Origin of the sequence: Paenibacillus sp. JNUCC-31 (assembly GCF_014844075.1) — a bacterium.
GTDB lineage: Bacteria > Bacillota > Bacilli > Paenibacillales > Paenibacillaceae > Paenibacillus.
The window spans coordinates 4,051,558-4,073,052 of sequence record NZ_CP062165.1 but is presented as its reverse complement, the minus strand read 5'-3'; the positions used below and the strand labels follow the sequence as shown (position 1 = coordinate 4,073,052).

General features: G+C 46.6%; 21 protein-coding genes and 1 riboswitch. Of the genes, 3 read left to right on the top strand and 18 right to left on the bottom strand.

What is annotated here, in order from left to right:
* Positions 1–95 precede the first annotated feature (95 nt).
* From JNUCC31_RS17700 to JNUCC31_RS17640, 13 genes are all read right to left on the bottom strand, one after another.
* Positions 96–515, bottom strand: a complete 420-nt coding sequence (locus JNUCC31_RS17700; RefSeq protein ID WP_192273104.1) for an SMI1/KNR4 family protein — start codon at positions 513–515, stop codon at positions 96–98.
* A gap of 11 nt (positions 516–526) precedes the next feature.
* A complete protein-coding gene (locus JNUCC31_RS17695) occupies positions 527–2,080 on the bottom strand; it encodes an HNH endonuclease (RefSeq protein WP_192262915.1) in 1,554 nt (517 codons plus the stop codon).
* Between the two features lie 192 nt (positions 2,081–2,272).
* On the bottom strand, positions 2,273–3,550 hold the full coding sequence (locus JNUCC31_RS33400) for a suppressor of fused domain protein (RefSeq protein WP_228469066.1): 1,278 nt from the start codon (positions 3,548–3,550) through the stop codon (positions 2,273–2,275).
* Between the two features lie 18 nt (positions 3,551–3,568).
* On the bottom strand, positions 3,569–4,612 hold the full coding sequence (locus JNUCC31_RS17685; protein WP_192262913.1) for an AHH domain-containing protein: 1,044 nt from the start codon (positions 4,610–4,612) through the stop codon (positions 3,569–3,571).
* A 76-nt stretch (positions 4,613–4,688) separates the two neighbouring features.
* A complete protein-coding gene (locus JNUCC31_RS17680) occupies positions 4,689–4,856 on the bottom strand; it encodes a hypothetical protein (protein ID WP_192262911.1) in 168 nt (55 codons plus the stop codon).
* Positions 4,804–5,688 carry a hypothetical protein gene (locus tag JNUCC31_RS17675; RefSeq protein WP_192262909.1) on the bottom strand — a complete coding sequence of 295 codons (885 nt, stop codon included), beginning with the start codon at positions 5,686–5,688 and terminating at the stop codon, positions 4,804–4,806. Before JNUCC31_RS17675 ends, JNUCC31_RS17680 begins: the two co-directional genes overlap by 53 nt.
* 116 nt (positions 5,689–5,804) lie before the next feature.
* Positions 5,805–6,491 carry an Imm3 family immunity protein gene (locus tag JNUCC31_RS17670; protein ID WP_192262907.1) on the bottom strand — a complete coding sequence of 229 codons (687 nt, stop codon included), beginning with the start codon at positions 6,489–6,491 and terminating at the stop codon, positions 5,805–5,807.
* A gap of 17 nt (positions 6,492–6,508) precedes the next feature.
* Entirely contained in the window at positions 6,509–9,640 is a 3,132-nt protein-coding gene (locus JNUCC31_RS17665; RefSeq protein ID WP_192262905.1) for a deaminase domain-containing protein, read from the bottom strand.
* Between the two features lie 30 nt (positions 9,641–9,670).
* Positions 9,671–10,048: a DUF4280 domain-containing protein gene (locus JNUCC31_RS17660; protein ID WP_090904232.1), complete on the bottom strand. Its 378-nt coding sequence runs from the start codon at positions 10,046–10,048 to the stop codon at positions 9,671–9,673.
* Positions 10,049–10,060: 12 nt separating this feature from the next.
* Complete coding sequence (locus JNUCC31_RS17655; protein WP_192262903.1) at positions 10,061–10,720, bottom strand: hypothetical protein; 660 nt, start codon at positions 10,718–10,720, stop codon at positions 10,061–10,063.
* Positions 10,717–11,214, bottom strand: coding sequence for an imm11 family protein (locus tag JNUCC31_RS17650; protein WP_192262901.1), 498 nt, complete (start codon positions 11,212–11,214; stop codon positions 10,717–10,719). Before JNUCC31_RS17650 ends, JNUCC31_RS17655 begins: the two co-directional genes overlap by 4 nt.
* On the bottom strand, positions 11,211–12,338 hold the full coding sequence (locus tag JNUCC31_RS17645) for a pentapeptide repeat-containing protein (protein ID WP_192262900.1): 1,128 nt from the start codon (positions 12,336–12,338) through the stop codon (positions 11,211–11,213). Before JNUCC31_RS17645 ends, JNUCC31_RS17650 begins: the two co-directional genes overlap by 4 nt.
* A 22-nt stretch (positions 12,339–12,360) precedes the next feature.
* Positions 12,361–13,941: a hypothetical protein gene (locus JNUCC31_RS17640; RefSeq protein WP_192262899.1), complete on the bottom strand. Its 1,581-nt coding sequence runs from the start codon at positions 13,939–13,941 to the stop codon at positions 12,361–12,363.
* A gap of 283 nt (positions 13,942–14,224) precedes the next feature.
* On the opposite strand from JNUCC31_RS17640, the gene JNUCC31_RS17635 reads away from it, so the two are divergent.
* Positions 14,225–14,563 (top strand): DUF4870 domain-containing protein, encoded by a 339-nt coding sequence (locus tag JNUCC31_RS17635; RefSeq protein WP_192262898.1) that lies wholly within the window; start codon positions 14,225–14,227, stop codon positions 14,561–14,563.
* Between the two features lie 299 nt (positions 14,564–14,862).
* On the opposite strand, the gene JNUCC31_RS17630 is transcribed toward JNUCC31_RS17635, so the two are convergent.
* The gene (locus JNUCC31_RS17630; protein ID WP_192262897.1) at positions 14,863–16,224 is read right to left on the bottom strand and encodes a nucleobase:cation symporter-2 family protein; all 1,362 of its coding nucleotides are present in this window, start codon (positions 16,222–16,224) and stop codon (positions 14,863–14,865) included.
* A 1-nt stretch (position 16,225) separates the two neighbouring features.
* On the bottom strand, positions 16,226–16,813 hold the full coding sequence (locus JNUCC31_RS17625; protein ID WP_062326302.1) for a xanthine phosphoribosyltransferase: 588 nt from the start codon (positions 16,811–16,813) through the stop codon (positions 16,226–16,228).
* Positions 16,814–17,117: 304 nt separating this feature from the next.
* Positions 17,118–17,217, bottom strand: a riboswitch (purine riboswitch).
* A 235-nt stretch (positions 17,218–17,452) separates the two neighbouring features.
* Here JNUCC31_RS17625 and mscL point away from each other — a divergent pair.
* Entirely contained in the window at positions 17,453–17,980 is a 528-nt protein-coding gene (gene mscL, locus JNUCC31_RS17620; protein ID WP_416234316.1) for a large conductance mechanosensitive channel protein MscL, read from the top strand.
* Between the two features lie 168 nt (positions 17,981–18,148).
* On the opposite strand, the gene JNUCC31_RS17615 is transcribed toward mscL, so the two are convergent.
* Positions 18,149–18,451: a hypothetical protein gene (locus tag JNUCC31_RS17615; RefSeq protein ID WP_192262895.1), complete on the bottom strand. Its 303-nt coding sequence runs from the start codon at positions 18,449–18,451 to the stop codon at positions 18,149–18,151.
* Between the two features lie 79 nt (positions 18,452–18,530).
* Between JNUCC31_RS17615 and JNUCC31_RS17610 the strand changes: the two genes are divergently transcribed.
* A complete protein-coding gene (locus tag JNUCC31_RS17610; protein WP_192262893.1) occupies positions 18,531–19,217 on the top strand; it encodes an NUDIX hydrolase in 687 nt (228 codons plus the stop codon).
* Positions 19,218–19,489: 272 nt separating this feature from the next.
* Here the strand turns inward: JNUCC31_RS17610 and JNUCC31_RS17605 are convergent, their stop codons facing one another.
* Together JNUCC31_RS17605 and JNUCC31_RS17600 are read right to left on the bottom strand one after the other, a co-directional pair.
* Positions 19,490–20,296 (bottom strand): TrmB family transcriptional regulator, encoded by an 807-nt coding sequence (locus tag JNUCC31_RS17605; protein WP_192262891.1) that lies wholly within the window; start codon positions 20,294–20,296, stop codon positions 19,490–19,492.
* 71 nt (positions 20,297–20,367) lie between these two features.
* Positions 20,368–21,159 carry a zinc ribbon domain-containing protein gene (locus tag JNUCC31_RS17600; RefSeq protein ID WP_192262889.1) on the bottom strand — a complete coding sequence of 264 codons (792 nt, stop codon included), beginning with the start codon at positions 21,157–21,159 and terminating at the stop codon, positions 20,368–20,370.
* Between the last annotated feature and the right edge of the window lie 336 nt (positions 21,160–21,495).

The following is a 21,495-nucleotide window of genomic DNA, read 5'->3' as shown; positions in this document are numbered from 1 at the left end:
GCAGTTAGCTCGCCATGTAACAATGTCGGCTGTCAATCTTTGTTTTAAGAGGTGTAAGTTCACTCATACAACACAGCCCATATTGAACGAAATCTTTAATATAAGTTGTCAAGAAAATCGTTGAAATTGCTTTTTAAAAAAAACATATTTCCCATTTCTTCATCCGATTCCATATCATGCATCCAAAAATAAATTTCTCCAAAGTATCTCTCACCAGTTCCAATACAAATTTCGTTTCCTCCTGGATCATTAGCAATCGATATAAATCCTTCAGGTAACTCTCCATCTAAAACCCCAAATACCTTACCCAAATTCCCCTTCATGTTACCAATTCCGTAGAATTTATTTACAACACTTTCACCCTCTTCATCAGAAATCTTAAATGTCGATTTTTCAGGGTACCCTCCATTATATTTAAGTAAGAAATCAACGTACTGTTCAGGAAGCTTAAGAACATATTCACCTTCAAATTCACGAATATCATTTATAGTTATTTTCTCGTTTTCCCGATCCATATTCGCCACAGTTATTCTCCTTTTTTGTTTTTTCCATTTACTGTTGACTGACCACCAATATGCCTAAACTCTCTATGAATATCTTCATCAACAAGGATCATTGTCTTTCCATCTTCATGGTGATGCCACGTATAACCTTCAGGTGGTTTATTACTTGCTGGCACAGATGGATCAGAATCCTTATTAAGTCCTGCTTCTACATTTGCTTTTTTAAAGTCTTCTTGAGGGTTTTTAGGCACAGTAACTTCTATTGTTACTGGTTTAACAGTAGGATGGTAATATGCTGAAAAATCTGGATACCCATTAGGATAACTGATTGATATCCCCTCTTTGTTTGTATATGTCCAAGTTCCATTCTCATCAATTGAAATGTGTCCACCTTTATCATACCACTTTTTAGGAACAGGTGAATTCATGGGCTTTGTTTCCATTATTTCTTTGGTGAAATCCGACAGTTCTAACCGTTTACCATTACCCGTCCCCTCAGTATCCCCATCTCTAACCTTACTTCCATCTTTCGATGACGGAGCATCTTTAGGTTTAGATGCATCCTTCGGCTTAACCGGCGTAACGTTTGAAGGCGTCTTAGTCGACTCTTTATGAACGGTTCCTTTCGATGGCGCACTACTCTCTCTCGAATCCACATGAGAAGTGTGCGGCGATCCCTTCGAACTCCCAGAATCACTGCCTTTTCCACGATTCCCACCTGAATCCGAGAACATATGATGGTCATTCTTCACAATCACTGGCACGGTCTGGCCGTTGCTCAGCCTCACGCGCTGAACTCGCCACGGAACGCTCGCTGCTGCGCCTGCGGTCATGTTGCCCAAAGCCTGGCTGATTCGTTCTCCCAGTTCCGCGAGAGAGGAAGGCATTAATGCCGCATTGGTCTTGAGCTTGCCATCCTTCATCGCACCGCCTGAGGTTCCATCTGGCCCATCTCCATGACCATGTGGAACGCCGCCCTTGGCTCCATCTCCATCTGCATGGCCAGACTTCTTACCACCACCCTTGAGCACCTTGACGCCATTTTTGACCAAGGATGCCCCGCCAAATATGGCCCCCGCTGTATCCACGACTCGCATCGTAGCACCAACATCGTTCCGACCAGCGTCGTGACTCTCCTGTTCCGTCAGGGTCAGCATCGTGCGATTGTCTTCGCCTTTCAGATCCATGAACGGCTTGGCATACGCTTCTCCCGCACTGGATACATCCTGCCAGATCTCTTTCCCTGATTTCTGACCCGTGACCAAGTCTCCCGTATAATCGATGACGTTATTTACGCCCGTAATCGTTCCTTGCACCGTGGCATTCCGCTCCGTTAATGACCCAACTTGTTCTCCCTTCACCCAGCTGTATAATCCCTGGGCATTGTCACCCCCGACGATCCCTGTAAATGCAAGGTCAGCCACATCACCGACCATACTGAGCAGGCTTTTCCCCTCTTCGATCACACCGTCTCGTTTACCCTTTTCACGTGCATCCCAGTTTCGTTTCAGCCGCGATTCCTTTAGCGCGCTCTCTCCCATACTGGCCAGACTCTGGTCGAACGCAGACTGAATCATGTCAAAGGACCGATGGATCTTGGCCTCCAGTGCTTCAGGTTCGCACCAGGTTCAGGCATCATGTACCATACTTGGCTGCCTTCGCGGCATACGGGATATAAACTGTAGGTAATTCACAATACTTTTCAACAAGAAAACAGACCGATCCCATTGGTCATTTGACCACGATCGATCTGTTATACGTTCACTTGCCTACAGACAACTATTTTTCCGATCCCACTGATATACTGCCTCAACACCATTGGACATCAGCTTGCTGATCAGCGAATCCCGTCCCTTTTCAAAAAAGTGTATGATCTCCTCCCGGTACAAAGGCAGCAATGTATGGAAATAGATCGGCCATTCGCCCTCCATCTCCTTACCTTCATCCCGGTACGGCATGTTTAACGCTTCTGCGCATTGAGGTAGCGGCGGGACAATCATAACTCCACAATAAGAAGTACTTTTGTCATATGGCAGGATTTGTGTATGCGCAGGTACTCCTGTCTCGCTAAACATCTCACGATATGTGTCCGCCAAATCCTCCTCACTTTGGTTAGGGAAGACAAGCCACTGCCCTATAAAATATCCACGCTGCATGATCTCTTTCACAAAGTGCCGCATCATAGGTACGACCCAACCGAACGGACGATTCTCCCAGTTCTTTTCCGTCAACTGCGCATCCACTGGTAGATGCATTACAATTTCTGAATATCCGGTATCCAGTGAAGCTGGCGTCATCCCCCGGAAGTAACTGTTCCCAAATGAAACCAGCGTTTGATATGGTACGGCAGCAGTCGGTTCAGTTATATAAATTTCCGGGTCGCCTGCATCGTTCGAATCTGCTGGAATCATATGCTGAATAGGTCCATAGAATGTGCTGATATGTGCCTCCGCATCCTGACGATCCGTTACTCGAATCCGTGGATTACGTTCCACGTATGCTTCGGGTTCGCTTGACCAAGCTAAACGGAAATAGAATCCTTTTAAACCCAATTTCTCAACGCGTTGTTTGAATTCATCCGATACGTAGGTTTCAACTGAAATAATTGGATCATTTTGGATTTGGTAATCATAAGAGAGCGTTTTGAAAATATGCTGACGAGTAACTTTATCTTCAATAAACTCTACTTTATCGAATCCTCCATACTTATCGGCAATTGAATTCCCCAAATCAATACAATCCAGAATATTTAATACATTCACCACATAATATTTATCATTGTTATAGCACACGGGTAAAAGTTCCACCTTGTCTACTAACAAATCACTTAATACATCAGCTGCATGCTCCTTCAACACCAAATCCGTTAAATGACTGGCGATACTGTAAATATCAGCAGACTCGCCTTCACTATGCATTCTCAAATCTATTTCTTCCCACAATTTTGCTAAAGAGTTCCCTTTATTAATATCACTTATAACACTTTTCTCTTCCGTAACATCAAGCAATTCATTATCGCAATCCTCTGACATCTTCCATATTCTCAAACCTATCCCCTCATTTCACTAATCTTGATATAGGATTTCCAGCTTACCGGTTAACAAACCTTCCCTTGTTTCCTCTAAAAAAGATAAAATACGCTCCTTCTTTAATTCTGGGCTTAGATTTGATTTATCTATCTTCGTTAATTTATCTCTCATATAATTAATATACTCCTGACCATGCCTGAACATAGGATTCCCTTTTTTATCTATGTTGTTAAACGGGAAATGCGTCACTTGCCCTGGCCAATCCGACATTGCTTTCTGAGGAAGAAAGACTCCGTTTGCCGAGGAATTGATGTTAATTCCATACTTCTCGATTAGCTCTCGGAGTCCTCCTTGATTTACAGGCACGAGGTGATGCGCTTGAGAATCCGGCGGACGGGTAATACCTGCTTCTTCCAGTTCTTTTCCAAGTACTACGGAGTCCTGCCTGGATGCAGGATATTCCTTGCTGAGCTCCCATCCGTTACTTTCCTTAACTTTATCAGAATAATCTTCTGCAAGCTTCGAAGACTGATTGCGTAACGTCATGATCCGATCCGCATCCACATTTTTTCCAGCGATGAGCAGCTTATTAATCTCTTGTAACTCACGTTGTGTTAGATGTTCCAGATCTCCACTTTTACATTCCAATTTCCCGGTCCATTGGTTGGGTGTAATGATCCCTTCATCTGCTGCTGCATTTAGTTTGGATATACTCTGTTGATTCAGATGTGGATCATCGTATTCCTGGTGATTTCTTGTCTTCGGCTTGATATTTTCGGATGGACTATCTTTGGGAACCCATGTATTTTGGGGTTTGGATGCCCCAACCTTCGGTGAAGTGGATGAAGAACCAGACTCCACTTTTTGTGGCTTCCCTGTTTCTCTAGAATTCCCATGAGAAGTGCTCGGCGATCCCTTCGAACTCCCAGAATCATTGCCTTTCCCACGATTTCCACCTGTATCCGAGAACATGTGACTGTCATTCTTCACAATCACAGGCACGGTCTGGCCGTTGCTCAGCCTCACCCGCTGAACCCGCCATGGAACACTGGCTGCTGCGCCTGCGGTCATTTTACCCATAGCCTGGTTGATTCGTTCCCCCAGTTCCGCAAGGATGAAGGCATTAATGCGGCATTGGTCTTGAGCTTGCCATCCTTCATGGCACCACCTGAGGTTCCATCTGGCCCATCTCCATGACCATGCGGAACACCGCCCTTGGCTCCATCTCCATCTGCATGGCCAGACTTCTGCCACCACCCTTGAGCACTTTGTCACCATTTTTGACCAGGGATGCTCCACCAGCTACAGCCGTTACCGTATCCACGACTCGCATCGTAGCACCAACATCGTTTTAACCCAGCGTCGTAACTCTCTTGTTCCGTCAGGGTCAGCATTGTGCGATTGTCTTCACCTTTCAGATCCATGAACGGTTTGGCATACGCTTTTCCCGCGCCTGATACATCTTGCCAGATCTCTTCCCCTGATTTTTGAACCGTGACCAAGTCTCCCGTATAATCGATGACGTTATTTACGCCCGTGATCGTTCCTTGCACCGTAGCATTCCGCTCCGTTAACGATCCGACCTGTTCTCCCTTCACCCAGCTGTATAATCCTTGGGCATTGTCACCCCCGAAAATCCCTGTAAATGCAAGGTCAGCCACATCACCGACCATACTGAGCAGGGTTTTCCCCTCTTCGATTACTCCATCTCGTTTACCCTTTTCACGTGCATCCCAGTTTCGTTTCAGCCGCGCTTCCTTCAGCGCGCTCTCTCCCATACTGGCCAGACTCTGGTCGAACGCAGACTGAATCATGTCAAAGGAACAATGAATCTCGGCTTCCAGGACTACATTCTCACTCTTGCCGTTGACCTCTTCCACAAGTTCCACATGATCTGTCATCGTCTGAATGTACAGACCTTCTGTACCCTCCAGACTAACGCTGGCTCCGCTGATGTTCAGGTCACCCATGCATTGAATCTGTACGTGGGTTGTGCTTTTCAATGTAACGCCGTTACCCGCAGCCATCGAGATATACAAGGCGCCCTCTTGGGCGTTCATGACAAGTTCGCTGTCGCCAAGAGTGAACGATTTCCCCTGCGGGTTACCGAAGGACTTTACATCCGGGTCTTGCATAACAAAAAACAGGTCAATCATGGCGATATCCGACCATAATCAGCCTGTTCAATGTATACGAATTGAAGAAATCTTTACTCTTACTGGTAATAATATCAAAGTTCAAGTAATTAATTTGAGTCATATAGGGACTACTTTTAGAGTTTACTCAGTACTTCCTTAATCCGGATAGATAAGTCTAACTTTTCATCTTCTGACAATTGCTCTCCAACTTCATTAAAATCAAAATTCTCTAACTCACTCTTTAAAATTCTGATATTTTCACTTAGAGGTATGTCATTTAATAATAACATTTCAAGTAAAGTTGTTTTAATAGTAATATTTTCACTTAAAGTATTCATGCAATCTCTTTTAAATCGTTCCAGAATATTATTAACTATCTCAACTTGACTAAGCACTTCAAGATTTTGACTGAGGAAATACTCTTTTACTTTGTCTGTAATTTCAAAATAATACCACCTTACTTCAGGACAATAATCTAATTTTTTCATATCTAATTCCTGTAAGACTTCATCTTTACGGACCAGTATATCCTTAAATTGATCATCTGTAATTTCCATTTTAAGTTTATTCAAATTAATTGAAAGTAAATCCTCTTTTGTTCTTCGTTTTGCAGTAACTAGAACTTTCGATTGCCTCAACAATAACTCTCCATACAAAACATGGATAACTGCTTTTTCCATCTCTCCTTCATTCAGTACTGTTTCATACTCACCAAATGTCCTTGCTAAAGATTCCCTATCACTCATATTATTATTTTTATAAGAATTATAATCTTCCATAAAAGACTCGAATAATTCATCATATTCCCATTTTAGATCCATACTATAATTACCACCTTTTATAAATCAGTTTTTTTAGGGGGGACTAAATCACCACTATTATGAATCACTTCAACCTCTATTTTAGGATACTTCTCTTTAAATTGAGTAATTATATTATTACAGCTTCCGCAGGTATCCTTTTCAGTAAATAACTTCACTTTTCCTGTAGCAGTAGGATCATCACCTATCTTTTCAGCTAAATCATTCAATATTTTGTATTCCGTATCTGTATCCCTTATAAAAACATCTCCCTTAATATCAGGTGCTTTTGTAGCCTTAAATACTGGTTTGTCTGGTTTGAAAGAAAAACCATTCAAATTGGGATTCCCAGATGACTGATCAACTTGACTAGAAGAATAAAATTCTTTTTGATTTAATGTAGGAATGTCTACTTCTGCATATCCAAAGTTCCCACCCTTTTTTAATACTGTATTTGATAAACGACTTTTTAGCTCACTCACTCTTTCAACAATATATGCATCAGCTACTAGATCAACTTTTCTTGTAGTTACCCAGTTAAAATCTATTAATTGTCCGGTTTTAGGATCGAGAGCATACCTGTTTTCATATGGTGTGAAACCTTGTTCTATAACACCTTTACCCGTCCCCTCAGTATTCCCATCTCTAACCTTACTTCCATCTTTCGATGACGGAGCATCTTTAGGTTTAGATGCATCCTTCGGCTTAACCGGCGTAACGTTTGAAGGCGTCTTAGTCGACTCTTTATGAACGGTTCCTTTCGATGGCGCACTACTCTCTCTCGAATCCACATGAGAAGTGTGCGGCGATCCCTTCGAACTCCCAGAATCACTGCCTTTTCCACGATTCCCACCTGCATCCGAGAACATATGATGGTCATTCTTCACAATCACCGGCACGGTCTGGCCGTTGCTCAGCCTCACCCGCTGGACTCGCCATGGAACACTGGCTGCTGCGCCTGCGGTCATGTTGCCCAAAGCCTGGCTGATTCGTTCTCCCAGCTCGGAAAGAGAGGAAGGCATTAACGCGGCATTGGTCTTGAGCTTGCCATCCTTCATCGCACCGCCTGAGGTTCCATCTGGCCCATCTCCATGACCATGCGGAACGCCGCCCTTGGCTCCATCTCCATCTGCATGACCAGACTTCTTGCCACCACCCTTGAGCACCTTGACGCCATTTTTGACTAAGGATGCCCCACCAAATATGGCCCCCGCTGTATCCACGACTCGCATCGTAGCACCAACATCGTTTAACCCTGCGTCGTGGCTCTCCTGTTCCGTCAGGGTCAGCATCGTGCGGTTGTCTTCGCCTTTCAGGTCCATGAACGGTTTGGCATACGCTTTTCCCGCACCGGATACATCCTGCCAGATCTCTTTCCCTGATTTCTGACCCGTGACCAGATCTCCCGTATAATCGATGACGTTATTTACGCCCGTAATCGTTCCTTGTACCGTAGCATTCCGCTCCGTTAACGATCCGACCTGTTCTCCCTTCACCCAGCTGTATAATCCTTGGGCATTGTCACCCCCGAAAATCCCTGTAAATGCAAGGTCAGCCACATCACCGACCATACTGAGCAGGGTTTTCCCCTCTTCGATTACACCATCTCGTTTTCCCTTTTCACGTGCATCCCAGTTTCGTTTCAGCCGCGCTTCCTTCAGCGCGCTCTCTCCCATACTGGCCAGACTCTGGTCGAACGCAGACTGAATCATGTCAAAGGAACGATGGATCTCGGCTTCCAGTACTACATTCTCACTCTTTCCGTTGACCTCTTCCACAAGCTCCACATGATCTGTCATCGTCTGAATGTACAGACCTTCTGTACCCTCCAGACTAACGCTGGCTCCGCTGATGTTCAGGTCACCCATGCATTGAATCTGTACGTGGGTTGTGCTATTCAATGTAACGCCGTTACCCGCAGCCATCGAGATATACAAGGCGCCCTCTTGGGCGTTCATGACAAGTTCGCTGTCGCCAAGGGTGAACGATTTCCCCTGCGGGTTACCGAAAGACTTTACACCCGGGTCCTGCATCACTTTGCCGCTCTTCTCCACATGTCCCGCTTCCGTTGGTTCCTGACGAACCGACTGCATCACCATGGCTTCGTCTTCTTCTGCACTTGGGAAATACAGTTTCACCTTCGCGCCGGGTTCGGGCATCATGTACCATACTTGACTGCCTTCCGCGGCATACGGGAACCAGCGTGCCTCTCCTGCCTGCTGACCCTCATCCATATCCAGATGAACCTTCACCTGGTTACGTTTCACATCAATGATTTTCCCTTCGATAGCCGCACCCGTGATCATCGTTTGAAGCTGTCTGGGCAGTGGATGCGATGCTGGCAATGCACATGTATATTTCCACTGTAGCAAGCCCCGTTCCAGCATCGCCTGGCGAGAGGTTATGTTGTAGGTATGGCCATCAGAGGATACTTCATCCCCCAATTGAAGCTCCTGCCCCAGATTGAAGGTATACGTTGTGTACTCCTCCTCGGTCACCGCATGTTTTCCCTGGGCTTCGGTATGTAAAAAACGCTCAATATTACGACTTTTCTCAAAAGGGATGGATTTCAGTTCAAATGCCCCTCTGCCTTCAGGATATCCAATCCAGAACCTGGGCTTGTGTGCAGTCACATCCGGCACCAGATCTGCTCCCAGATGTGAAGCGAGCCGTTTCAGAAAGCTCCAGTCGGTCTCCTGATACTGCATAATAAAAGCGCCCGTCTTTGTCTCATCAAAGGCAAAATCAATATAGTCTCCTTCAGGATAACCCTTCATAACACGATTAACAATGTCCAAATAACGCAGCTTATCATTCTGATAGGATTTCGTTCTCTGTAAGGCATCCAGTTCATAGGTATGTGAGATGACTACAGCCATCACATATACGATCCCTCTGGTGGCTTCGACTTTGATCTCATGGAGTTGTCCCTTGAACAGGGGTAACTCCCTTCCGGATTCATCCATCTGGATGAATCCGACTCGATCGTGACTACCAGCCTTCTGAATAATGGTCTCTTCCCATTCTTCATCGACCCATCCACTGAAGGATAACCGGGCATGGGCCCCTGCTTGCTGGATCAATTCCAGCTTATCCAGGCGTATCTTGCCATACGGCCAATGGACATGGATATCCCCATAAGTTAGAGTTGATTTTTCCAATGTCTGCACAGTGTTCCCCCTTTCTTATCCGTCTGCATCTTACAACTGTCCATCGACCTCAATCTTGATAATCCCGCCTTTTCGGCATATCAGTTCAGATCGACTGAGCAGAGCAGCCTCACCTTCCACCAGCACGTCCTCCTTGCCTTGGCTCCATTTGTTGAAGAACGTATCTGGTTCACACAATGCTCCGTCCATTTTGCAAAACCCGCATCGTCCAACGTTAGCTAGTGGAATCACGTCAGCAACGTTTAATACAGGCTGTTCCTTGATATAGATGCCGTGGGAAAGAGGCAGGTTCAGTACACCCGGATCTGACCCCTGACTACAGGAAATCTCGGCACCTCTGACCACATAGGTGAATTCACCACCGAAACCTCCTGACATCAAAGCTTTGAACAGCATGGGTAGCAGCATTCTAATTCCCTCCTATGTCAATAAATCGATTGGTTCATTTCCGTTTTCACTCATCTGGGCGCATGTGAATATCGCCCTTGTTAGAAGTCGCCATAGAGGAAGCCGCTCAACCGGAAAACGGACATTCCCTGTAACCGCTCTTCCTTTTACTGATGTAACGATCACAATATCGTAAGCCATTCCCAAGGTTGAGGGCTGAATGGATTCTCCAAAGAAGACAATCAGGCTATCTCCTTGTACCGTCTCCTCATGTAACCATTGCGCATCCTTTTTGAGCTTTCGCATCTGATCTGTGATGATACTGCCCATTCCCTCAATCTGGCTTACGTGCAATGGATGAGATGATCTAGATAGGCTTAAGCTGATACCCTTTTGCTCATCAATCCACATGACCTCATCTCGTCCATGGCTGTTTCGGCCCTCCTGCAGTTTGCCTCGGGGAACCTGGACCAGATGATCCGGTAAAGGAAGGGTTATTATCCCCTCCCAGATTTGGTGATTGTTCAACGTGATGATTTCTGCTTCGGTCTCGATCAGACCCTGGCGTACTCCGTATGTAACCTCTTCCTGCGTCATCAGCTCCCTACTTGCCGCTTCAGCTTCCTGAATGCGCTTTGCCAAACGCAAATCCCGATCCATTTTCAGCAGCATCTCATCACCATATCGGTTCATTCCAGATCCACCTTTCGCAAAACAAAGCCACTTAACCCTCTGCGAAGCATGCTCTCTGCTACATCAAAACGTACGATTACACCACTCCCTCTTACACCCTCCAATGTAAATATGCGTTGATCTTTAACCGCCTCACCCTGCAATACAAGCTGCTGTATTGAACCATTCGGATAAAACAGGCTATGGTCAGACAAAGCCAGCACAGCAGGGATATGACACGCCCAGTAGCTCAACTGTTCCCCGCTACCTTGATCGATGAAGGTGACCGATTTGAACAACATTGCTTCATCGACCATTTCCATCAGCCGCTTCATGCGGTCACTGACAAAATATGAAGGCCTACTTATCCAATCCGTTGGCTCTTCATTCAGTCTGCGTTCAATCATCAAGACGGATGAAATGGGCAACTCATCAAAACTGGTTTGTAGTGCAGGAGGCCTAAACGGATTCAATATCCGATGATCCTCGGTCAGTTCATAAAATCGCGGGATCATAACTCCTCCTCTTTCTCATGGGAGACAACCCAGCGTATCGATTCAATCTGCTCTTCACTCAAAACATGCCTATACTGTTCACGGTCATGAAGCCATATCTGTGCCTGACTCAGCCTAGCCCCCTGGAAATCAGCATGGAATAATTGCGCTCCCTTAAGATTGGCGCCTTCCAGATTGGCTCCGGCAAAACAGATTCCCTGAAGACCAAGAACACTTTCCTGGAATTCCATACTTGCTCCATCACTGACATCAGACAGGTTGGCTCCAAGCAGACTGCATTCCCGGAACATAGCATCCACCAGTAGCGCCCCTCTGAGGTCAGCTCCACTCAGGTCGCTTTGTTCCCATCTGGTCCCAATCAATACAGCACCTCTTAAGTCGCTCTTGCTCAGATCAGCAAGACTGAAATCGGAATACCTGATATCAACGTGATCAAATAGTCCCTCTGTCAAGGATAGTGACGTATAGTCTGCATAGGCACATTCCATCCCTTCTGCTAAGGTCAATTTCTTGCGAATGTTCTGAATATCCCTATACCGATAGTCCCTGACATACACAGGCTCACTCCAGTCCTTGTATTCACCTACCCTGATCTGAAACTGTTCCCCACAGTGCAGGCGTTCCATCTCTTTCAAGTTCAACATATGAGGAACAGCCAAACGTGCAATCGCAGTGACATAGGCATTGAAACGACCCGCAGACTGCAACATCATCCGTTCCGCATCAGAAGCATTAAGTACACCTCCATAACGTCTCATTTCGATATGAAGAAGCTCTTTTAACGGAGTTAACGACTGGAATGCCCACGTCGCATCATATGTATGGAGACACTCTACCTCATCCCAATACCATTGATCGGAGTACGCCTCCAATAAGCAGGTGTAACTCCCATCCAATATAGATGTTCTCAACATGGAACAATGAAGAATTGAGATTGGTTCTTTCCCGAGTTCATGTTGTGCCAACTCTGCTTTTAAACAGAGTTGCCGCATAGACTCTACGAAAGATTGGATTAACGCGTTTTGATGTTCCATAATGTACACCCGGAGGCTTGAGAGATGATCCTGAAGTACGGGTTCCAATATTTCCTGCTGCAAATGTACGATCGCTTCCGCTTTGTTCATATCTCTTCCTCTCTACCTCCTGCTAATTCATCTTGATCTCTGCTCCGTGCATCTTCAGCTCTTCTTCCAAAGTGATGGTATTGCCCTTTCCGGTTAACTCAACCTTTTCGCCTGCGATCCGAATGGTTTGTCCTGACATGACGACATCCTGACCCGCTGTAATGCTCACATTCTGATCGCTTACAATCTCGATGCCATTCTCGTCACTGACCGTGATATACATTCCACCCGCCGAGATCACGATTTTGTCTGGAGCCAGCATGATCTCTTTTCCATACTTGGTTCGGAATGTCTTGATGTCCGGATTGCCCATTCGATCTTCGGGCACCGGGGGCGGGGCTACTCGGCTGGCCGAACTTGGTGTCCCTCCGCCTCCACCCCCGCCTGAACTATTACGTTTGCTCCCACTTGGACTTCCGCCAGACTGTCCCGAAGCGCTACCCTTTCCAGCTGCTGGTGATGCGGTTGAAACCTGCCTCGGTACAGCCGGCACGTTCTCAGGATCTTGTCTTTTTACAGAGCTTATGGCGATGCCCTCTTCCTCTTTTTTGCTCGGAAAATAAATACGGATGCTGTCATTCACTTCAGGCATGCAATACCAGCCCGTATTATTCTCGGAAGCATAAATCGTTGAATAGGGGAAGAAATAGGCCGTGCTTTCATCCTGCTGCTCATCCATATCCAGCTTCGCACGAACTTTGTCCCCCTTGACTTGAAGAACCGAGGCTTGTATGGAAGCGCCAATAATGGAAGTATTGTAGCTCTTCTTATAACGAAGCCCCTCCGCAGGAAATAAGGAATAGGTATGATTTAGCAAACTATCGATGAATCGGGTCTTCGCCTCTCCTACAATCCACTTTTTGGATTTGAATTCCACCTCATTCCCCACTTCGAACCATTGCCTGCTGTCCGCTTCGTATACGATATAATCCGGATCTTTGGCACCCGGTACTTTATTTTCTTTGGCAGAACGATAGTCGGCAATTCGTTTGGTTGCTATGTAATGGGATGCTTGCAATTCTCCCTTATACTGGCCTTCGGGTAAGCCAAAATAAAACTTGGGTTTGCCTGACGCTGTATCCGGTACAACTCCAGTGTAGAAATGGGAAGCCATCCTTTTGATAAATTGCCAATCTGTTTCCTCATACTGCATCACAAAGTCTCCGATTTTACGGCCGTCTGTAGCAAAATCAATGACATCTGAACCTTCATAGGGAGAAATAATCTTGCGCACCAAATTCTTGTAGGACAGATTAGGGTTTTGGAAGGAACGCTTGTGCAACTTTACATCCAGCAAGTAGGTATGGGATACAGCGTCAACCATTAGTGTATGTACATCGTTAATGACGTTCACTTTCACATGCAGCACCACACCGGAGAAGAACACCTTCTCATGTCCATCGTCATCTGTAATTTTCACTTTAATATCGGTTTGGGATGTTGTTGCCTGGACATAGCTGTCTTTTCGGGCTTCCGGTATCACTGCCGTCATTCTCATTCGTGCATGTCCGTTCATCGTTTTATTCACTTCAAGGGTTTGAAGGCGAACGATTTCGTAAGGTGTTACCCGAACCTGACCGTATGTTGTTGCGGATATATTCATGAATAAGCCTCCTTGCATCTCAAATGAATTAATGGTTTACCCTTTATAATTGTATTTATATAATTCGGAATTTTATGGAATATTTTGAATATGTAGAAAGTCTCAAATTGGATGTGTATATACGCACTTCAATTCTCAAATGAATCCATAGTCTCACGTTGTGTTTACCTAATTGAGTATCTCCTTCTCTTTTGTCCATCTGGAACATTCCTTGATCAAACCGGTTCAGTTCTGTCCACCTCCTTCATAACCTAGTTAAAAAGGACAAAGGAGGCTGGACCGGATGTCCCCCATGAAATCATCAAGCGGTCTGGATGAGAATATTGCCGGCATGCTCTGTTATCTGTTCACTTTTGTAGGCGGAATCGTCTTTCTGGCTGTAGAGAAACGAAGCCGATTCGTTCTGTTTCATGCACTTCAATCCGCCACGGTATTTGGCCTCATTATGGTCGGTCATGTGTTGTGTGCATTTCTCCCACTGTTTGGTCCACTGCTGGCATCGCTGTTGTCCCTGCTTGGCGTAGTGGTCTGGCTTCTCATGGTAGTCACCAGTCTGCAAGGCAAATGGCTGAAGCTGCCATGGGTCGGAGACTTTGCAGAGAAACAGATGCGGCATCTGTAACAGGTGCGAATTCGATTCAAAAGTAATTCATCCCGTGAGTCAACATAATAATTAATTTTGTTTTCAATCTGAAAAACACAAAAAACACCGGGAATTCCGCTCTTCCGAGCAAGGATTTCCGGTGTTTCCCTTATGCATTCAAGATGACTATTCACAGGATAAGTGATTCAACCCCTAAATAGTTCATGTCATATTATTTTTTACTTCACATCATTTATGATTCATTCCATGAAACATATACAGTTAACATAACATACATGTTGAAGGCAATAACAACCCCGATTTCATAACATTATATGTTACGCAGACTTGCCATTTTCTCCAAGGATCACATCCGCTTGACGCTCAGCCATTTGGTCAGCCGCTGCTTGAGAACCCAGACCATTAAACAGCAAATTCATGAAAATGGCAGTAAAACTTCCCGCAATAATTCCGTTACCGAGCATAATTTGTGCCCAGTCCGGTGCACCTGCGAACAGTTGAGGTACAACCGTTACACCAAGCCCCATGCCTACAGAGCAAGCGATGATGAACAGGTTCTCATGACGGTTCAGATCGACCTGACTGCCCAGAATGCGAATACCCGACGATACTACCATGCCGAACAACGCGACCATGGCCCCGCCAAGAACTGAACCTGGGACAAGCTGCGCCAGTGCAGCAATCTTCGGTACAAAGCCGATCACCACAAGCAGCCCACCCGCTACAACGATTACATCGCGCGTTTTGACACGAGTCATCTGTACAAGCCCTACATTTTGCGAGTAAGTAGTGTAAGGGAATGAGTTGAAAATACCACCCAGCACAATGGCGAGCCCTTCTGCACGATAACCACGCGCCAGATCCTTGGAGGACAGGTCTTTGTCCAAAATTTTGCCTAGAGCCATAAATACACCTGTAGATTCCGCCACGCTGACAATGGCAACCAGAATCATGGTCAGAATCGGTACAATCTCAAACGTCGGTGTGCCAAAGTAAAACGGCTTCACGACATGGAACCAGCTCGCTTCACGAATGGGTGCAAAGTTAACTTCGCCCATAAACCCTGCTGCCACTGTACCCACGAGAAGCCCGATCAGGACCGAGATTGAACGAATGAATCCTGTAGTGAACCGCGTCATCAGGATGATAAACACCAGGACACCGAACCCGAGCAGAAGATGAACACCGCTACCAAAATCCTCTGCCCCTTGACCGCCACCCAGATCATTGAATGCTACCGGAATCAGGGTCAGACCAATAATAGTTACGACCGAACCGGTCACGACTGGCGGAAAGAGCCGAATCAATTTGCCAAAAATCCCTGAAAACAGTACGACGAATATTCCCGATGCAATGATCGCACCATAAATGGCAGATACTCCACTGTTGATACCGATCAGGATCATCGGAGAGACCGCCTGGAATGCACACCCCAGCATGACCGGCAGACCAACCCCGAAGAAGCGGTTGCCCCAGACTTGCAGCAATGTGGCTACGCCGCAGGCGAGGAGGTCAATCGCAATTAGGTAGGTCAATTGCTCCTGCGTAAAGCCAAGCGCCTTGCTGACGATAAGCGGAACAACAACGGCTCCTGCATACATCGCGAGCACATGCTGGAGACCCAGGGAGAACGTTTTGATCGGATGCCGATGCCGCTGAAAAATACGTTCGCGTGCCATATTAGATCGTGACCTCCTCATCCGCAAACGTAACCTGTCCATCGGACAGCGCCCCGATGCGAACCAGCGATTCCACCCGGTATCCTGCTTCTTTCAGCAAGCGGCCTCCCGGCTGGAATGCCTTCTCAATAACGATGCCAATCCCAACCACTTCTGCACCGACTTGCTCCACTATGCGGGCCAGACCAAATGCCGCCTCGCCATTGGCCAGGAAATCATCAATGATCAATACGCGGTCACCGGGCTGCATGAACTTCTTGGCGACTGTAATTTCATTGGTCTCCTGCTTGGTGAAGGAGTACACTTTCTCAACCAGAATATCCTCTGTGAGCGTGAGCGACTTCTGTTTGCGTGCAAAAATAAGGGGGACATTCAGTTCCAGCGCAGTCATGATCCCGGGTGCAATCCCTGACGACTCAATCGTCAGCACACGGGTAATGTTCTCTCCTTCGAAGCGGCGGATAAACTCCTTGCCGACCTCCTTCATCAGAACCGGGTCCATCTGGTGGTTCAGGAATGAATCCACTTTGAGCACCTGCTCGGACAGGACAATCCCTTCCTGTCTTACCTTGTCTTTTAACAATTGCATGTCATTCTTCCCCCTGTATGCCCTCCAAAGCAGATGTCCGCATGCCCTCCCGTCTCCAAGGCGTAAAAAAACAAAAAGCCCGCCTTTTCACACGCTGCGGAAGAACCGGAGACGGGAAAAGACGGACTTGTACGTATGTGGACAAGCCGCATGGATACTGCAAGCGTAGCGTAATGGAAGAGCATGATAACTGGATATCTCGGAGCAAACCTCTAACCTCCCTATCCAGGAAGGGAACTAATGCTGCCTGAATATCCTTTTTCAGACACACGGCCCGAGAATCATCTCTCTCCATACCTTAAAAACGTTGCAGAATCTTTCCCGTAGTCCGATCATTCCGGTGATCGGGTAGAAACATGCAGGCCTATTCCTGCACATATACGAGTCGGCATATTAAATTTTTAAGCTCCATGATTCGTTACAATGTATGATCGCGAACCTGAATGTAAAAGTGAACGTAACTGATAATGTTAGAAGTATACCGAATCAGCGACGTGAAATAAAGAAGTATTTTCATGGAAATTGCGGAAACTTGTCTTAATTTGCATGAAAGGGGTGATTGCTGCGTGTTTTTTATGTACAATATGAAGGCGGAAGCGCGTGTCCGAACGGAGAATGGATGGAAACGCTGCTTGTGTTATGAATTTAATCGTCAAAGGGGATTTGCAGAGCATGAAAGGTGTACTTAAGGAATTCAAAGAATTTGCTGTACGCGGCAACGTCATCGACCTGGCTGTCGGTGTCATTATCGGGGCTGCTTTTGGTAAAATCGTCACATCTCTCGTGAATGATATCATCATGCCACCGGTGGGTAAGCTGCTTGGAGGGGTTGATTTCAGTCAGAAAATTATCAATCTGGATTGGGATATGAGAACCGCCAGTGGGCAGGAAATCAAAACATTGGCACAAGCCAACGAAGCTGGCGCAACCGTAATTGCTTACGGGCAGTTCATTAACGTCATGATTGATTTCATTATCGTTGCTTTCTGTATTTTCATGCTTGTCAAAGGTATCAATTACATCAAAAGCAAAGAACACAAAAAGCCCGAGCCGCAAAAAACGACCAAGGCCTGCAAATACTGTCTGTCCGAAATTCCGGCTGCCGCTACCCGCTGTTCGCACTGCACTTCGGCACTGGAGGCAGAAGGAAACGGTGCAACGGCTTAGTCGTTTCCACGCTTCAAGCACATCAAAGAACTAAATTTCTGCTTAGCATCGATTGAAGACAATGGGTATTATCCTTAATTATCTTAGTGTTATGTAAAAAACACTTGAAAGGTCTCACCGTTAAGGTGGGGCCTTTCCTATTTCACACCTACAGGTGCCTGCTTAAAACTAGAATCGACGTGGCAACAAGTGTTCCAAAATCGACTTCAAATCCTTATCCTCTTTATAAACTTCTTCCCCGGTATCCAGCTCGGTTACCCGGATATACTCAAAATTCATTGAAGCATCCACAGGTTTGAACAACAATTGGCTCTCGTCTTCCAGACGTACGTTGAAGCCCATATCCTTGAACATCGTCGTTAACTGGCTATTGGCTGGCTCTTGACCCTGCCCTACTAGAATCAACCCTCTAAGATTTTTGCGCTCCTGAGGTTGCGGATAAATGACCTGAAAGTGTACAATGCATTCCATACAATCGTTCCCCTTTCGTTTAAAGCATACTTTGTGAAATTTTGAACTTTAAAACTTGCTATATAAGGAGATACGTTTCATGACCCCAGAACGTTTCGATATTTATGACGATCAGCAAAATTGGATAGGTACCGAGCTGCGCAGTGTGGTTCATGCCAAAGGATTCTGGCATCGTTCATTTCACTGCTGGATCGTGCGCGACGAAGGCGAGCAACGTTGGGTTCTTTTTCAGCGACGACGGGAGATCAAGGATACCTTCCCTGGATGTTACGACATTACAGCTGCAGGACACCTCACTGCCGGCGAACAGCTGCATGAAGCCAGTCGTGAACTGGAGGAAGAGCTGGGTGTGCAGACACCTTTTGAAACATTGACCTACCTGATGACTGCAAAGCAGCAGTTACAGGGGGAAGTGCGAGGTGTACCCTTTATCGACCGGGAATTCAGTTCCGTGTATGGACTTTGCCTGAACCAGCCTCTCGAAGCCTATACCTTGCAAGCAAGTGAAGTCGACAGCTTGTTCGAAGTACCCCTAGATGATCTGCTCGCCTTGTTTCGAGGTGAAACAGACGTCATTCATGCTGCTGGAGTGAAGGCGGCCCAGTCAGTGGGGCCGGATCATGTACATCATGTACATCAGACAACGGATAATCCAGTTCCCCTGTCCATTCAACAACGTCCGATTCGAGCCTCCGAGTTTGTACCACACGGTACAGCATATTATATGGATGTCCTTGAGGCGTTATATCATGTGCCCAAAGACTGATCCCATTCTGCCTATGCTCAAGTTACGTTCATAGCTTCATTTTCTCGAAAATAGCAAGACTTCATACCTCTATTACATTAACTTAGCAGGGAACATTTGCTGTGATGAACATCACTGCTTCGGTTCAAGCAGCATAAACAGGCGTCTGCCTCATGGCAGCGCCTGCTTCGTTTACGCATGTATTGAAGTTCAAGTTCATCGGATACTTGGTTCTGTTTAAGCTAAGCAAATCAAGATAAGTAAGCAGGTTGAGGATGATTCAGCACCAGTGCTCAGGCCTCCTGATCACCTTTCGAGGGAACCGACCAATAACGTGCAGAGAGGTTTTTGTACCGATGTCCATAACGCTGCTCCAGCTCCTCACCCATGTCCTGTTCCAGTTCATACAACACCAGTTCCTGTGCAAAATGGTTCAGCAGCAGTCCGGTCATGACGGGATGTTCTGTCACCAGCGCCTGAGTCGCGCAGGATTCTCCGCGCACCCCTAACATGCTCCAGCGGCGATCAATTACGAGGGAGAACTTTCGGCCATTACCGGTACCGTACAGAGGCAAGCCTGGCCAGGGAGCGGGTTGGTCCATCATGCCTTCTCCACCATCACATGACCATAACAGACGCACACCCCGATCTTCCGCGCGCCGCAAGTCATCATGCAGCAATTCCGCTTCCTCACGCCATACATCCACCACGATCTCATGTTGGGCCTCAGCCAGTTCACGGCTTAGGTTCTCAAATACATTTTTGTCGCCTTCAATGTTGTAAAAGACTGGCTTTTCCGGCTCATGCTGCGGCATACTGCTCTGTACATACTCCAGCGAGGCACGCATCTGCCCAGAGATCATGCTTGTCATCTCGTCAGGCTTCAGCACACTGTACTTCGCAGGCTCTCCTGGGCTGCATCGCAGGAATCCCCGCTGTTCCAGACGTTGCAGGGTACTATATACATTGGAACGGGACACGCCCAGACGTTTGGCAACCTCATACCCCGAGGCTGACCCTTGCCGGGCAAGTTCTACCATAATTTTAGATTCCATCTCGGTAAACCCGAGGTGGCGCAAATGATGCAGCAGTTGGTCCATATTCCCGTCCCCCCATGCTGTCAGCAACCAGCGCTGCCTCACACTTTGAATGTAACAGCGCTTCTACTGCATCAGATCTGCTCAGCACCGCAGCGCGGGCACCATTTTGAACCTTTGGGCAGCTCAGCTGCACAAATCTGACAATTGACCATTTCACGTGGCACTTCGGTTTGTACGTCGACTGTATTCACAATTGGGTTATTTTCTTTCCAGTACCGAATGCGCTCATCCAGCTCCTGCTGACGTTCACGCTCCCGCTGCATTTCTTCATCCCGGCGGCGCTCCCACTCTGCATCGAACGCTTCCTTTTCTTCCTGGGTAAACTCCGTGCTGTTATATTCCGATTCAGTCTCCAGGTCCGCGATGGACGGAATGACCGTATGATACGGCTCAGCTTCCTCCAGCTCCTCTTCCATTGGCGCATCGTAAGCTGGCCGCTCCGGGCTTTGGGCTACAGCTGCTTCCTGTCTCGCCGCACTTGTGGCTCCCACAGAAGCTGCTGCGGGCTTGAATTCACCCAACTTGCGTCCGCATTTCGGACAGAAGTTGGCATCCAGTGAAGCGACGTGCCCGCACTCGCATAACCGCTCATTTTTGAGCTCTGCAATTTTGTTGCGCAGACCATCGATCTCATCCTGCAGCTCATCGCATAACCGTGACAGATCAACCATCTCTTTTTCCGCACGCGTCATGTCCTGTGCCCGATAACCCTCATAGAAGATTCGACCCATATCTGTAAAATGGACTTCCTGCTCCTGTTGCAAGCCCACAATCTGGTTATTCAATTTCCCAATTTCAACAGCGTGTTGGGCACGCTCTGTTGCTTTGTTCGCTCCGTTTTTAATTCGCTGAAGCAATTTCATGAAATCTCCTCCTCGGTCCCGTCAAAACCCATATCATTTTGAATGTTTCATTGTTAAGCATTCTGCATAATCAGATGATGCTCCAGTATATAACTTATACGATATCATGCCAAAAAGTTGCGCAATCTTGCGTGATTGCCCGTTTTCTGCCGATGCTGGATGAATTCGGGGGCTTTCGTCAGGACCATACGTTCGGTTATAATGAAGCTTTGGCCCTGTTGGTCCGCCTACTTGGATAATTAACTCTATCATACCAATTTACAATGTGATTGTGAAAAGGGCAAATGGATTACTTTTGAACCGGGATAGTCCCTATCCCTGAATGCATACAGAGGT